7 protein-coding genes are annotated in these 13,484 nt (G+C 61.5%); 1 reads left to right on the top strand and 6 read right to left on the bottom strand.

Going from position 1 to position 13,484, the window contains the following annotated elements:
* Positions 1 to 51: 51 nt before the first annotated feature.
* The 3 genes from AC0Z4S_RS16610 to AC0Z4S_RS16620 are packed head-to-tail and all read right to left on the bottom strand — an operon-like array spanning position 52 to position 5,943.
* Positions 52 to 1,971, bottom strand: coding sequence for a hybrid sensor histidine kinase/response regulator (locus AC0Z4S_RS16610; RefSeq protein ID WP_485623786.1), 1,920 nt, complete (start codon positions 1,969 to 1,971; stop codon positions 52 to 54).
* On the bottom strand, positions 1,964 to 4,294 hold the full coding sequence (locus AC0Z4S_RS16615) for an ATP-dependent DNA helicase (RefSeq protein ID WP_485623787.1): 2,331 nt from the start codon (positions 4,292 to 4,294) through the stop codon (positions 1,964 to 1,966). The genes AC0Z4S_RS16610 and AC0Z4S_RS16615 overlap by 8 nt, the downstream gene beginning before the upstream one ends.
* On the bottom strand, positions 4,291 to 5,943 hold the full coding sequence (locus AC0Z4S_RS16620; protein WP_485623788.1) for a VRR-NUC domain-containing protein: 1,653 nt from the start codon (positions 5,941 to 5,943) through the stop codon (positions 4,291 to 4,293). The genes AC0Z4S_RS16615 and AC0Z4S_RS16620 overlap by 4 nt, the downstream gene beginning before the upstream one ends.
* A gap of 195 nt (positions 5,944 to 6,138) precedes the next feature.
* Here AC0Z4S_RS16620 and AC0Z4S_RS16625 point away from each other — a divergent pair, with 195 nt between their 5' ends.
* Positions 6,139 to 6,363, top strand: a complete 225-nt coding sequence (locus AC0Z4S_RS16625) for a YgdI/YgdR family lipoprotein (protein WP_042610041.1) — start codon at positions 6,139 to 6,141, stop codon at positions 6,361 to 6,363.
* A 174-nt stretch (positions 6,364 to 6,537) separates the two neighbouring features.
* On the opposite strand, the gene AC0Z4S_RS16630 is transcribed toward AC0Z4S_RS16625, so the two are convergent.
* The 3 genes from AC0Z4S_RS16630 to AC0Z4S_RS16640 all read right to left on the bottom strand — a co-directional run bounded on the left by AC0Z4S_RS16630 (position 6,538) and on the right by AC0Z4S_RS16640 (position 13,444).
* Positions 6,538 to 8,391 (bottom strand): polyurethane esterase, encoded by a 1,854-nt coding sequence (locus AC0Z4S_RS16630; protein ID WP_485623982.1) that lies wholly within the window; start codon positions 8,389 to 8,391, stop codon positions 6,538 to 6,540.
* 231 nt (positions 8,392 to 8,622) lie between these two features.
* Positions 8,623 to 10,308: a polyurethane esterase gene (locus tag AC0Z4S_RS16635; protein WP_485623789.1), complete on the bottom strand. Its 1,686-nt coding sequence runs from the start codon at positions 10,306 to 10,308 to the stop codon at positions 8,623 to 8,625.
* A 58-nt stretch (positions 10,309 to 10,366) separates the two neighbouring features.
* Positions 10,367 to 13,444: an autotransporter domain-containing protein gene (locus tag AC0Z4S_RS16640; RefSeq protein ID WP_485623790.1), complete on the bottom strand. Its 3,078-nt coding sequence runs from the start codon at positions 13,442 to 13,444 to the stop codon at positions 10,367 to 10,369.
* Positions 13,445 to 13,484 lie beyond the last annotated feature (40 nt).

Raw genomic sequence — 13,484 nt, forward strand, 5'->3', positions numbered from 1 at the left:
CTTTTTGGAAAGGCACGCGTCCTGACTAGTTCAGCCGGATCGACCAGCGCGTCACTTCATCGATTGGGCGATGATCTGCACCAGGTTCAACTGAGTGAATGGTTTCGGCAGGCGCGGCAGTTCGGCGGCAAAACCTTCAAGGCGTTCGGCGTAACCGGTGGCGAGAATGATCGGCAGATCCGGTTTGAGCATGCGTACAGCGTGGGCCAGTTGCGCGCCGCTCATGTGCGGCATGGCCATGTCGGTGATGACCAGATCGATCACCTCGCCCTGATCGAACAATTCCAGCGCCTTGGCGCCGGATGTCGCGCCGATGACGCGGTGGCCGAGGTCCTCGAGCAACAGACTGGTGCTGGTCAGTACCAGCGAATCATCATCGACCACCAACACACTGAGTCTCGGCACTGCAATCGGCGCTGCGTTGCTGTAGCTCGGGCGACTGACCGCTTGCTCAAGCGCCACCGGAATCCACAACTCGGCCGCCGTGCCATGACCCTTCTCGCTCTTGAGAATAAAGCGCCCGCCCAATTGCTCGATGAAGCCGTGCACCATCGACAAGCCCAGCCCGGTGCCTTTGCCCAGACCTTTAGTGGTGAAAAACGGGTCGCGGGCGCAGGCCAGCGTCGCCTCATCCATGCCTTCGCCGGTGTCGATCAGGCTCAGGCAGACATAACGGCCCGCCGCCAAAGTCGAATGACTATGTTCCAGCACCACTTCGGCCTGTGCCTGAATGAGCACCTTGCCGCCCTCAGGCATGGCATCTCGCGCGTTGGTGGCGAGGTTGAGGATAGCCAGTTCCAGTTGATTGCTGTCGGCCAGCACCGGCTGCAGATCTTCGGGGAAGCGCGTTTCGATGCGAATCCCCGGCCCCAGCGAGCTGCGCAGCAGCCCGGTAATGCCTTGCACCAATTGCGCGATATCCACCGATTCGGTTTTCAGTTCTTGGCGGCGGGCGAAGGCCAGCATGCGTTGCGTCAGCGAGACTCCGCGCAAGGCGCCTTGGGTGGCGTTCTCCAGCAGTCGAGCGATTTTCGGCGCGTCGCCAATGCGCTTTTGCACAATTTCGAGATTGCCGAGAATGACTGTCAGCAGGTTGTTGAAGTCATGGGCAATGCCGCCACTGAGCTGCCCGATCGCCTGCATCTTCTGCGCCTGGAACAACGCTTCACGGGTTTTCTCCAGCGCCAGTTGCGCCTCGTGTGCCTCGGTTACATCGCGGGTGATCTTGGCAAAGCCGAGCAGCGCGCCCGTGTCGCCGCGAATCGCATCGACCACCACATGGGCGAGAAAGCGCGTGCCGTCCTTGCGCATCCGCCAGCTGCGGTTCTCGAAACGGCCTTCGCGGGTGGCAATCTCCAGGGAACGCTGAGGCTCGCCCAGTTCACGGTCTTCCGGGGTGTAGAAAATCGAAAAATGCTGGCCGATGATTTCTTCCGGCAGATACCCCTTGATCCGCTGCGCGCCCTGGTTCCAGTTGCTCACGCAACCTTCGGGGCTGAGCATGTAGATCGCGTAGTCGGTGACGCCCTGTACCAGCAGGCGAAACTGCTGTTCGCTTTGCTTGAGAGTTTCCTCGGCCATTTTGCGGTCGGTGAGGTCGCGGGTGATCTTGGCGAAACCGAGTAGCTTGCCGCTGGGATCGATGATCGGGTCGATCACTACATGCGACCAGAAATGCGTGCCGTCCTTGCGCACGCGCCAGCCTTCGCCTTCGAAGCGGCCTTCACGGATCGCTGTGTCCAGCGCCCGTTGCGGCATGCCATTGGCGCGGTCTTCAGGGGTGTAGAAGCGTGAAAAGTGCTCGCCGATGATTTCCGCTTCTTCGTAACCCTTGAAACGCTTGGCGCCGGAGTTCCAACTGGTGATGGTACCGTCGGGGTCGATCATGTAGATCGCATAGTCGACAACCGCGTCGATCAGCAGCCGGAAGCGGCTGTCTTCAATCGCTGCGGTTCTGTTGTTTTCACTCATCACACTCACCAGCCACTGTCATGGCCTGAAGTATGCGTGAATCCGCCGATTTGAAAAGTGCCGGTTCGCTTTTGATCGCCCACCAGCTCGGAAGCAGTTGCTTGATGCGGCTTTCGGCAAAGCGATCGTCAATGAGCATGACCGTGCCGCGATCCTCGCGGGTGCGGATCACCCGCCCGGCGGCTTGTACGACTTTTTGCATGCCCGGGTACAGATACGTGTAGTCGTAGCCGGCGCCGAAAATGGCGGCCATGCGCCGCTTCATCTGCTCGTTGACCGGGTTGAGCTGGGCCAGCCCCAGCGTGGCGATGAACGCACCGATCAGCCGCGCGCCAGGCAGATCGATGCCCTCGCCGAACGCCCCGCCCAACACCGCAAACCCGACACCCTGGCTGTCGGCGCTGAACTGGTCGAGAAACGCCTGCCGCGCGCCCTCGGCCATGCCTCGCGATTGCAACCACTGGGTGATGTGCGGATGGCGCTCGGCTAATAACTTCGCGACTTGTTGCAGGTAATCGAAACTGCTGAAAAACGCCAGGTAGTTGCCCGGGCGCTCGCTGAACTGGCGCGCGATCAGCTCGACTATCGGCTCCAGCGAGGCATGGCGATGGTTGAAGCGGGTGGAGATCTGACTGACGATGTGCACCTGCAACTGCTCGGCGCTGAACGGCGATTCGACGTCGATGCACACCGTGTCGGCCGGCGTGCCGAGCAGGTCGGCGTAATAGTTGCGCGGGCTCAGCGTGGCCGAGAACAGCACGCTGCTGCGCGCCGCGGTCAGGCGCGGGCCGATGAACGCTGCCGGCACCACGTTGCGCAGGCACAGTTGCGACAGCGGACGCTTGCGGTCGAGGTCGCGTTTGCTGATATCGAACAGGTAATGCTCGTCGTACAGCTCGGCGACCCGGGCAAATTGCAGCAGATCGAAATAGAAGTTCTGCAAACCGCTGTCGAGGCCTTGCGGATGCTCGTTGAGGTAATCGCCGATGGCCGCGCAGCAAAGGGAAATGGCTTGCAGGAGTTTGTCCGGGGCTTTGTCATAGGCCTGATAAGCCGCCAATTGCGGCGCATGCAGCGCATTCCATTCACGGTTGACCCGCTGCAGTGAATTCTTCAGCGCTGCCGGCGCGGTTTTGCGCACACTGGCGAGGGTGAACTGGTCGAGACTGGCGCTGTACATCTGCCGACCGCGCTCGACGAGGTTGTGCGCCTCGTCGGCCAGCACCGCGACTTTCCACTGATTGAGCTGGGCCAGACCGAACAGCAGCGCGCTGAAGTCGAAGTAATAGTTGTAGTCGGCAACCACCACGTCCACCCAGCGGGCCATTTCCTGACTGAGGTAGTACGGGCACACGCTATGCTGCGCGGCAACTTCACGCATCGCCGCCTGATCCAGCAGGTTGATCTGGCTGGCGGCTTCGCGGGCGGCCGGCAAGCGATCATAAAAACCTTGGGCCAACGGACAGGATTCGCCATGACAGGCCTTGTCCGGATGTTCGCAGGCCTTGTCGCGGGCGACCATTTCCATCACCCGCAACGGCAAATCAGGTGTTTGTCTGAACAACACCTGAGAGGCATCCAGTGCCAGTTTTCGCCCCGGGGTCTTGGCGGTCAGGAAGAACACCTTGTCCAGCTGCTGCGGCGCCAGCGCCTTGAGCATCGGAAACAGCGTGCCGAGGGTTTTGCCAATGCCCGTCGGCGCCTGGGCCATCAGGCAGCGCCCGGTGCTGACGGCTTTGAACACCGACTCGGCCAGATGCCGTTGGCCGGGACGAAAATCCGCGTGCGGGAACGCCAGTTGCTGCGCGGCCAGATTGCGCGCTTCGCGGTGGGCCATTTCCTGCTCGGCCCATTGCAGGAACAAGCCGCACTGTTGTGCGAAAAACGCCTGGAGTGACTCAGCGGTGTGCGATTCGAGCAGACAGGTTTCCTTCTCGCTGACGATGTCGAAATACACCAGCGCCAGATTGATCTGCTCCAGTTGCAGTTTCTGGCACATCAACCAACCGTAGATCTTCGCCTGCGCCCAGTGCAACTGGCGATGATTGGCCGGCTGCTTGCTGAGGTCGCCGCGATAGGTCTTGACCTCTTCCAGGCAATTTTGCGCCGGGTCGAAGCCATCCGCCCTGCCCTTGACCCGCAACTGGCCGAACTCGCCCTGCAGCGCCACTTCGCTCTGGTACTGCTCGCTGCGCCGCGAGGCCACGGTGCGATGGCCGACGATGCCTTCCAGCGCAGTCGGTGACGGAGTGAAACGCAGGTCGAGGTCGCCGGTCTTGGCGGTGAATTCGCACAGTGCGCGGACGGCGACGCTGTAACTCAAGCGCTCTGCTCCGCCCATTGCACGTAACACACGGCCACCGGCATCTGGTGCTCGTGGCAGAATTCCAGCCAGCGCAGTTGATTATCCTGCAAGCGGTCGCCGGGGCCTTTGACTTCGATCATCCGGTAGGTCTTGTGCTGCGGCCAGAACTGGATCAGGTCCGGCATGCCGGCGCGGTTGGCCTTGATGTCGAGCAGCAGGCGCTTGAACCAGTGCTTGAGGTGTTCGGCGGGAAGGCAGGCCAGCGCCTGTTCAAGCAGCGCTTGATTGAGCGCGCCCCAGAACACGAACGGCGACTGAATGCCCCATTTGTCGACGAAGCGCTGGCGGATCGTCTCGGCGTAGCGGCCGTCGTCGAGCTCGCCCAGACACGCCTGAAACAATTCGGCGCGACGCTCGAGGAAATCTTCGCTGAGCAGATCGACCGGGCCGCGCTGGAACGGGTGAAAGAACGCGCCCGGCACCGGCGCGAAAATCGCCGGCCAGCACAACAGGCCGAATAGTGAGTTGATCAGGCTGTTCTCGACGTAATGCACCGGGCCGTCATCGGCGTGCAAGTGGGCTTGCACATGGAATTCCACCGACCGCGTCGGATCGACGCGTGGCAAGTGCAAGTCCAGGCGCTCTACCTCTCTGGCCTTGGCACGCTTGAGCGGCGGCCCCCCGAGTTTACGGCGCAGACGCGGGACGATGCGTTGCAAACCTTGTTGCTCAGCCGCACTTTGCGGTGCCTGTTCGGCCAGCGTGCCGAGCTCCAGCGCCAGTGCGTATTCGCCGCAACGCTCGAGCACACGGATCATCCGCAGCCGTGCGCCCGGATAGGCGCAGTCGCGGTAAACGCTCAGGGCCAGGGCGAAATCGCCGATGCGCTCGCCATACTGGCCGATCTGGAATAACGCCTTGGCTTGTCGGCGGCGCAGCCATGGGTTGTCGAACTGCACGGCGTTGATCTGTTCGACGATCTCCTCCAGCGGCTCACCCGCCTCGAAACGCAGTTGGCACTGATGCAGGAACAGGCAGGCGTCGACGTCTTCGCGACTGCGCAGGCCTCGGGAATCAGCGCAGAACTCGACTTTTTCATAAGTGAAGATGCCCAGGTCGGCGAGCACGAATTCCGACCAGTCCTGATACAGATTGCCGAAGAACATCAGGCGCAGGCGATCGCACAAATCCATCAGGGTCAGGCTGAACAGCCGGTCAGGCAGTTGCGGCGCCCAGGCGCGCAGGGTTTGCGCCTCGGCGAACTGTTCAGCCAGCAGCGGCAGCCATTCGTCCTTGCGGCCTTTCGGTTGCTCGATGAAGGCGCCAAAGGCTTGCAGGATCTCGGCCTTGAGCAAGACATCGAACAGTTCTGCCAGCGTCAGCGCAGCGGATTCGTCGAGCCAGCCGTGATCGAGCAACGGTTGCGCGGCCGCGGCGATATCGCCGATCTCCACATAATTGAGTTTGCTCGCGCGAAAATGAATGCCCTTGCGCATGACCATGCGCACCAGCAATCCCTGCGAGGCTGGCGGCAGCGTGTAGAACTCGCGGATAAAGCCGTGTTCGCTCTCGCTCATCACATCGGCATAACGAAGCCCAAGCCAATCAAGCACTTGCCGGAAGTTGTTGAGGTAATAGAACGGGTCGTCGAGAGGGTTGGAGGTCACGGGAATTCAAAGCCACGGCAAGCGAACACTGGTTATGCGTACAGATAACAGCTCAGCCCTGTCCGGCGCAAACGGAAAAAGATCAATGGCATTTTTTCGCGCCGAGATCGAACTTTTCCGCCGATGCTGGCACCAACCGCGTTAGAGGGCCGACAATGCCCGCAATCACATTCACGCAAGGAGTCAGAAGTGGGTATGAAAATCAAGATGCTGGGCATTCCTGTAGCGGTCGCAGCCCTGTTGGCGCTGGGCGGCTGTTCGACCCAGACCGTGGTGACGCTGCAGAACGGCACCCAATACCTGACCGAGGACATGCCGAAGACCAAGACCGAAGATGGCTTCTATGAATTCGAGGACATTTCCGGCGCCAAGGTCAAGGTTCGCGCTGATGAAGTAGCGACCGTTCGCAAGGAAGACTGATCCACCGCCGTTCTCCTGTAGGAGCTGCCGAAGGCTGCGATCTTTTGATCTTGAAGAGCAAAATCAAAAGATCGCAGCCTTCGGCAGCTCCTACCGGAGGATGTGGGAACGACGCAGATCCCCTGTGGGAGCGAGCTTGCTCGCGAAGGGGCCGGCGAAGGCCCCGCACCAACATCAGGCGATAACAACCCCATCGGCACTCAAACTCCCCAGCGCCACCCCGACCAACGTCACCGAATCCCCGCCAAAAGTCAGCACAGTGTCCTGCCCGACCGCTGAGGCATGCGCGCGCAAATCATCCCCCGGCAAAACACCCTGCACGCCGAGAAACACCAGTTTGTCATTGGCCGTATAGCCAAGCACACGATCCTGGCCGAACGCGCCGTGGAACAGAAACGTATCCGCCCCGCCGCCCGATTCCAGTAGATCATTGCCAGCGCCACCGACAAACACGTCATTACCCGCGCCGCCGAGCAAATGATCATTGCCCTCCAGCCCGAACAGCCAGTCACCGCCAGCGTGCGCCTTTAGCGTGTCAGCGCCTGCGCTGCCTTTTACGCTCGATTCATAAGCGGTGAGGTTGCTGCCGACTTTCAAACCCGTGGCAGTAACACTGTGCACCACGTCGTCCTTGAACACGCCCCAGAGAAAACCCGGTTCTTTGCTGACAATGCTGCCGATGTCGCGGGTGATGCTGATTCCACCGTTGGCATCGCGGATGTACAGGTTGCCGGCGCCGTCATTGGCGAAATCAAAGTTCTTCACCGTCTGCTGCAAGTCGAGCGTGTTGCTGCCCTGCCCGCCCAGAATGATGTTGTAGCCGCCGCTGTCGCGGAAGCTGTCATCGCCGGCGCGGCCTTCGAGGTAGTCATCGCCGTTGCCGCCCTGGATCAGGTCGCTGCCGTCACTGCCGATGATGAATGTGCTGCCCTTGTGGGTTTCGGCGTTGCGGTTCAGATCCTGCACCCAGGTATTGGCCCGGGCCGGGTCGGACAGGTTGGCGACAATGATCGTCGAGTCACGACTGGTCAGATCATAGAACTTCGATTCCAGCACGCGGGTCATGCCATCGCCGTAACCCGTGGGCAGGTGCGAGATCCACGTCGGAATGTTCAAAATCGAATACGGCAGCACGTTCCACGCGCTCGAGGCGTAGTGGTCATTGAAGCTGACAATATTGTCGGTGGTCGAGACGTGCGGCGTGTCGTGCACACCCACCGAAGCGCTGCTGAAAGTCGAACCGTCGAGGGCGCGAAACACCGGGTCGTTTTCGTAGCCGATATTGAGCACCTTGTCGGTACTGCTCTGGGTCGGCGAAGCGTAGGCGATGTAGTTGGAGTCGGCGAAGAACCCGCCCCATTTGCCGCCGCTCAAGTCAGCCATGCTGTTCACTGCCAGACCGCCGAGGCTGTGGCCGCTGACTAGCACGTCCTTGCCGCTAAGGCCATTGGCCTGGGCGAATGCGACGACATCGTTGAGCAGATTGCCGAAGGCTTCACCGACGTAGTTTTTCGCGTAATCCGCCGGGCCAAAAGCCGCCAGCAGATCGCTGATCACGTCGCCAATCGAATCGCCGATAAGGATCTCGCGTGGGCCGCTGGTGCCGCGAAAGGCGATGCCCAATTCGGTCAGGTGACCCTGGGCGTCGTACTTGCCGAGGATTTCCACTTGCGCACTGGTATAGCCGGGCTTCTCGCCGAAGAATGTCCCACGTGCCTCGGTCTTGCCGTCGTAGCCCAATTGCGCGGCAGTGATTGGCGTCCAGCCGGCTTTCTGCACGGCCTCGAGGGCGAGCTTTTCCGAGTCGGGATTCCACGGGATGCCGGGGATCACCCCTTGCGAATCGGTGCCGCCAATCAGTGCGGTGACCAGCGTCGCCGGCAAGCCGAGCCCAAAGCCGTTGTGCTGGTAACCGGCGGCGAAACCGTTATCGAGATTGTGATAGGAATACAGCGTGATCGCCATGGCATCGCTGAACAGCGCCTTGGAATCGGCCGTACCGAAGTTCTTGTAGTCGTATACACCCATTGCCATTGCCTCTCTTGTTGTTGGAATTGTCAGAGATAGCTCACAGCCAGAGCGCGGGGCTCCGGAGCATTTCATGTGTCGTTTGATGGTCCCTCAAATGTCATGCGTACACCGGACCTGTGGGAGCGAGCTTGCTCGCGAAGGCGGAGTGAGAGACGGCATCTTCTTGACTGACCCACCGCTTTCGCGAGCAAGCTCGCTCCCACAATGAGGTTTCCTGCACATTCGGAATCAGGCGAAGACGAAGCTCGAATCAGACAGATTAGCCACGCCCACGCCAATCAGCGTCACGGCAAAATCGCCAATCTTCAGCACAGTATCGGCGCCGGACTGCGCAGCATGCTGCTTGTAGTCATAACCCTGCCCCATGCCCTCGACGCCCATGAACAGCAATTTGTCGCTGCCCTGATAACCATTGATCGCATCAAAACCGAACGCGCCGCTGAACAGGAACGTGTTGTTGCCACCCACCGCCGTCATCACGTCGTTGCCGGCGCCGCCAACAAAGGTCACCTGCGCCTTGTCGCTGATCAGTTGGTCATCGCCACCGAGGCCGAACAGCCAGTCGCCGTCCGCGGTGGCATGCAGCGCATTTCCGTAGCCATCACCGCTGAGCGAATGGTTGTACTGGGTCAGTTCGTTGCCGTTGCTCAGTCCCTTGGCGGTGACGCCCCAGGTGATCTCCTTGCTGCCCCACCATGAACCGGCCTCCTTGCTGACCAGCGCGCCGATGTCGCGGGTCAGGCTGATGCCGCCATAGGCATCGCGCACGTACAGCGTGCCGTCACCATCGTTGGCGAAGCTGAAGTTCTGCAACGGTTTCTGCAGCTCGAAAGTGTTGTGGCCCTGCCCGCCCAAAATCACGTTGTAGCCGCCGTCATCGCGGAAACGGTCATCGCCGCCCAGCCCCTCAAGGAAATCGTTGCCCGCCCCGCCCTTGAGCCAGTCGCCGCTCTGCGTGCCAATGATGAAAATGCTGCCGGTGTGCGGCTCGCCGCTGCGGCCCAGATCCTCGACCCAGGTCTTGCCCCGCGACGCTTCTTCGAGATTGGAAACGATGATCGTCGAGTCTCGCTCGGTCAGGTGGTAGAACGCCGAATCGAACACTCGATTCAAGCCATCGGCATAGCCCAACGAACTGTGGGCCGACCAGTTCAGCGTGTTGACGATGCTGAACGGCACCAGATTCTGCGCCGTGGAGGCGTAGTTGTCGGTGAAGTTGACGAGGTTGTCGGTGGTCGATTCGTGCGGTTTGTCGTGCTTGCCCATCGACGCCGTGCTGAACGTGGTGCCATCGAGCACGCGGAACACCGGATCGTTTTCGAAACCGATATTGAGCACTTGGTTGCCGGTGCTCTGGGTCGGCGAGGCGAACGCAATGTAATTGGCGTCTTTGTAGAAGCCGCCCCAGTGGTCCGCACTCAACTCGGCGACGCTGTTGACCCCAAGCCCCCCGAGGCTGTGGCCGCTGATCAGCACATCCCTCGCGGCAATGCCGTTGGCGATCGCGAAAGCGGCAACAGCCTTGAGCAGATTGTCGAAAGCGTTTTTCGCGTAGTGACTCGCGTAATCCGATGGCCCGACTGCCGCCAGCAGATTGTTTTTCAAATCACCAAACGTGTCGCTGTAACCCAGCCCGCCAGTACCACGAAAGGCAATGCCGAGGCCGATCAGTTTGCCCGCCGCGTCGTATTTGCCGAGCACTTCGGCTTCGGCGCTGGTGAAGCCGTCCTGCTCACCGAAAAATGTACCCTGCGCGCCGACTTTGCCCTGATAGCCCAGCGCCGTCGCGGTGACCGGCGCCCACGCCGTGGCCGGCAGCGGTTCTCCGGTCGGCGTGTAGGCATACAGCGTCAGCGCGATGGCATCGCTGTACAGCGCTTTGCCGTCGGCATTTTTGTAATCGAACAGTCCCATGTGCAGCGCTCCCTTTTCTTGAAAAACCGGCAGCCCGTCAAGCGCTGCCGGTTACGCCTCAGAACTGCCAGTCGAGGGTCAGACCAACGCCGTGATCCTTCTCGTTCGAGCCGATCAGGCCGTTGTAATCGAGGTTGACCCGCACGTCGCGATTAAGCGCCAGCCCGGCGCGCACGCCGACCACGGCAGCGTCACGATCCATCGACACGCTCTGCACGGTGAACGCGCTGTTGCCGTTGGCGAAGGCCAAGTGGCTGTCGGCATCGACGCTGCTCAGGTTGTGCTGCCAGCCGAGGCTCGCGCCGAGCTCCAGTTGATGCTGGTCCGACAGGGCAAAACTGCGCTTGGCACGCACGCCGAGGGTCGACAGCACCACGTCGCGGTTGTCTTCGCCACCTTTGAGCGCGGCGGCATCACCCTTCTCGGTGAAGCTGTCGGTGTTGAGGTGCACGTAGGACAGATTGGCGAATGGCTCAAGGTTCATCGGTTGCAGGCCCAGGTCGTACGCGGCCTCGGTGAACAGTTGCGCCGTGGTCGCGTCACGCTTGGTTTTCTGTTTGCCGCTGACGTCGCCGAACTGCAGATCACGCTTCACGTCGATACGATGCCAGCTGTAGGCGCCGCCGACGGTCAGGCGCAACGCGTCGATCTCATGACCCAGATACGCACCCAAGTGGTAGCTGTCGATAGACGCCGAGGAATGCGTGCCGCTGCCCATGCTCAACGAACTGTCGCTGTAACCGGTAACGAAACCGAGACGGGTATCTTCAGCAACAAGACCGTCGACACCGGCCAGCAGCCCACCGATGGAGCTGTTGGAATCGGCGTTTTCATGCCCGCCGTCGCTTTCGCCCCACGAGCCGAGGACCTTGACCCAGACGTTGCTGCGCTCGTCCGTCGGCGCATCGGCATTGAACAGATCACGCTCGCGCAGACGTTCGCCCACCGCTTCGCGCAGGTAGCGGCTGTCGTTGATCAGCAGCGTGCCGATGGCCGGGTGGATCTCGCCGGACAACTGTTGAAAGGCCTGCTGCGCCGACGCCGCGTTTGGCGACAGCAACAGGGTTTCGAACAGCGCATTGCCTGCGCCCAGACGCTCGGCGGCGGCACCGACGGCGCGCTGGTTCGGCGTCAGGCCGACGCTGGCAAACGATGCCTCATTACGCCCGACCGCCAGCTGAATACCGCCCGCCGAGTAATCGAGGGTGCCGCCGAGGAAGGCGTAATTCGGCAAGACCTGACCGAAGCGCCCTTCAATGCCACCCGCTGCTTGCAGAATGTTGTAACGGGTGCCGAGCAGGCTTTGCACTTCGCCGGTGCTGAGCAAGGTCGGGCTGTTTTCCAGTGACAGGCTCACCGTGGCGCCTTCGACGACCGCTTTGCCAGTGGCAACGATTTGATCGCTGCTGGTTGGCGACAGCTCTACGGCGTAGGTCGAACCCGGCGCGAACGTCACGTCACCGGCGACGTTCAGGGTGCCGATGGAATTGCCCGGCGCCACCGTACCGCCGCTGTTCACCGCCAGCGCGCCGATGCGGCCATTGCCGCCGAGGATGCCGCCATTGTTGACGGTGACCGCCGATTGCAGCGAACCGTTGATTGCCAGTCGGCCCTGATTGACCAGGGTCGGGCCGCTGTAAGTGCTGTTGCCGGTCAGCACCAGGGTGCCGATACCTTGCTTGGTCAGGCCACCGTGACCGCCGATGTCGTTGCGCCAGGTGTCGAGGCCGCACGTGATGTCGGTGCATACCCGCTCGGTGGGTTTGCCCTGATCGATGATCGCGCCGATGCCCGGCAGATCGGCGACAAACTGGCCGGAGCCGTAAGCGCCCTGCACCCGGAATTCCTCGGGAATGTCCTGCTCGGTCACGAACATCGCCGGGCCGTCGATGGCCTTGCGCAGGTTGATCATGCCCCAGCCGTACAAGGCGTCGATCCCTGGTGCGCCGAGGTCGGTGGCCGTAGTGCGCAATACGCTGGCGACCTGATCGCCGCTCATGTACGGGAAGCGCTCCATCAGCACCGCGATGGAACCGGCCACGTGTGGCGCGGCCATCGAGGTGCCGTTGTAATTTTTGTAGCCGGTGGTCAAGTTGTCGGCGTTGGTGCCTTCGATGATCGAGCTGAAGATCTTCGTGCCCGGTGCCGAGACGCAGAAACTCGCGGTGTAGCCGCAGCGCGAAGAGAACGTACTCATGATGTACGGGTTGGCGCTGGCCAGGTCCGGGTTCTGCTGCAACGCGGCGACGGTGATCCAGTTCGGCGCGATCTCCGGGACAAAGTAGCCGAGCCCGGCAATGGCGTCCGGATTGTTCAGGTTGTAGTCGTTGCCGGCGGCGAAGATCGTCACGATGCCACTGCGCGCGGCGGCAATCGCGCCCTCGTAGGCACCGCCGGGCCTGGTGCCGAGCAGTGTGCGGATCTCGTTGAACTGCAACTGCGCGTCGTTGACGGTGAAGTGCGGATACGCCGGGTTACGACCACCAAGGTCGAAGCGATCGGTAATGCCGATGCCCCAGCTGTTGTTGATGATCCGCGCACCACTGGCGATCAGTGCATCCCAACCGGCCTTGTACACCGCGCCGTCGTTACCACGGACAATGCCGTCTTCCGGTCCCGGGTCACCGTTGTCGGCGCTGATGATCTGCGCACCGAAGGCCACGCCGTGCATCGGCCCACCATCTCGACTGCCTGCGGCGATGCCGCCGACGTGGGTGCCGTGGGCGCCGAGTTTGCCGTCGGAGCCCACCGAGGGCGAACCGTCATAGCGGAACGCATCGCCAGCTTTGACCGGGATGTACGGGTCGGTGTATTCGCGAATGCCGCTGGTGACCAGGGTGATGACCTTGTTGCTGCCGGAAAACTCTGGATGCGCGGCGTAGACCGGCTGATCGAAGATGCCGAGTTTCACGCCCTTGCCGGTGTAACCGGCGGCGTAAGCGTAATCCGCGCCGATCGCGCTCAGGCCCCAGTCAGCCTTGAATTCACTGCTGCGCCAACTTGAGGGATCGCCGTTGCGGCCGTTTTCCACGTACGGCGCTGCCTGCGCCATCGCGCTGGCACAGAGCATGGCGACTGTCAGGGTTTTCAGGGCAAAGCGGCCACCCGATTGCGCGGGGGTATTGTTGTTATCCATCCACGACCTTCCTTAGTGATGTTGCGAAAAATCCTGTTCA

This window comes from Pseudomonas sp. 1L-B-1-E-C1, from assembly GCF_057291835.1.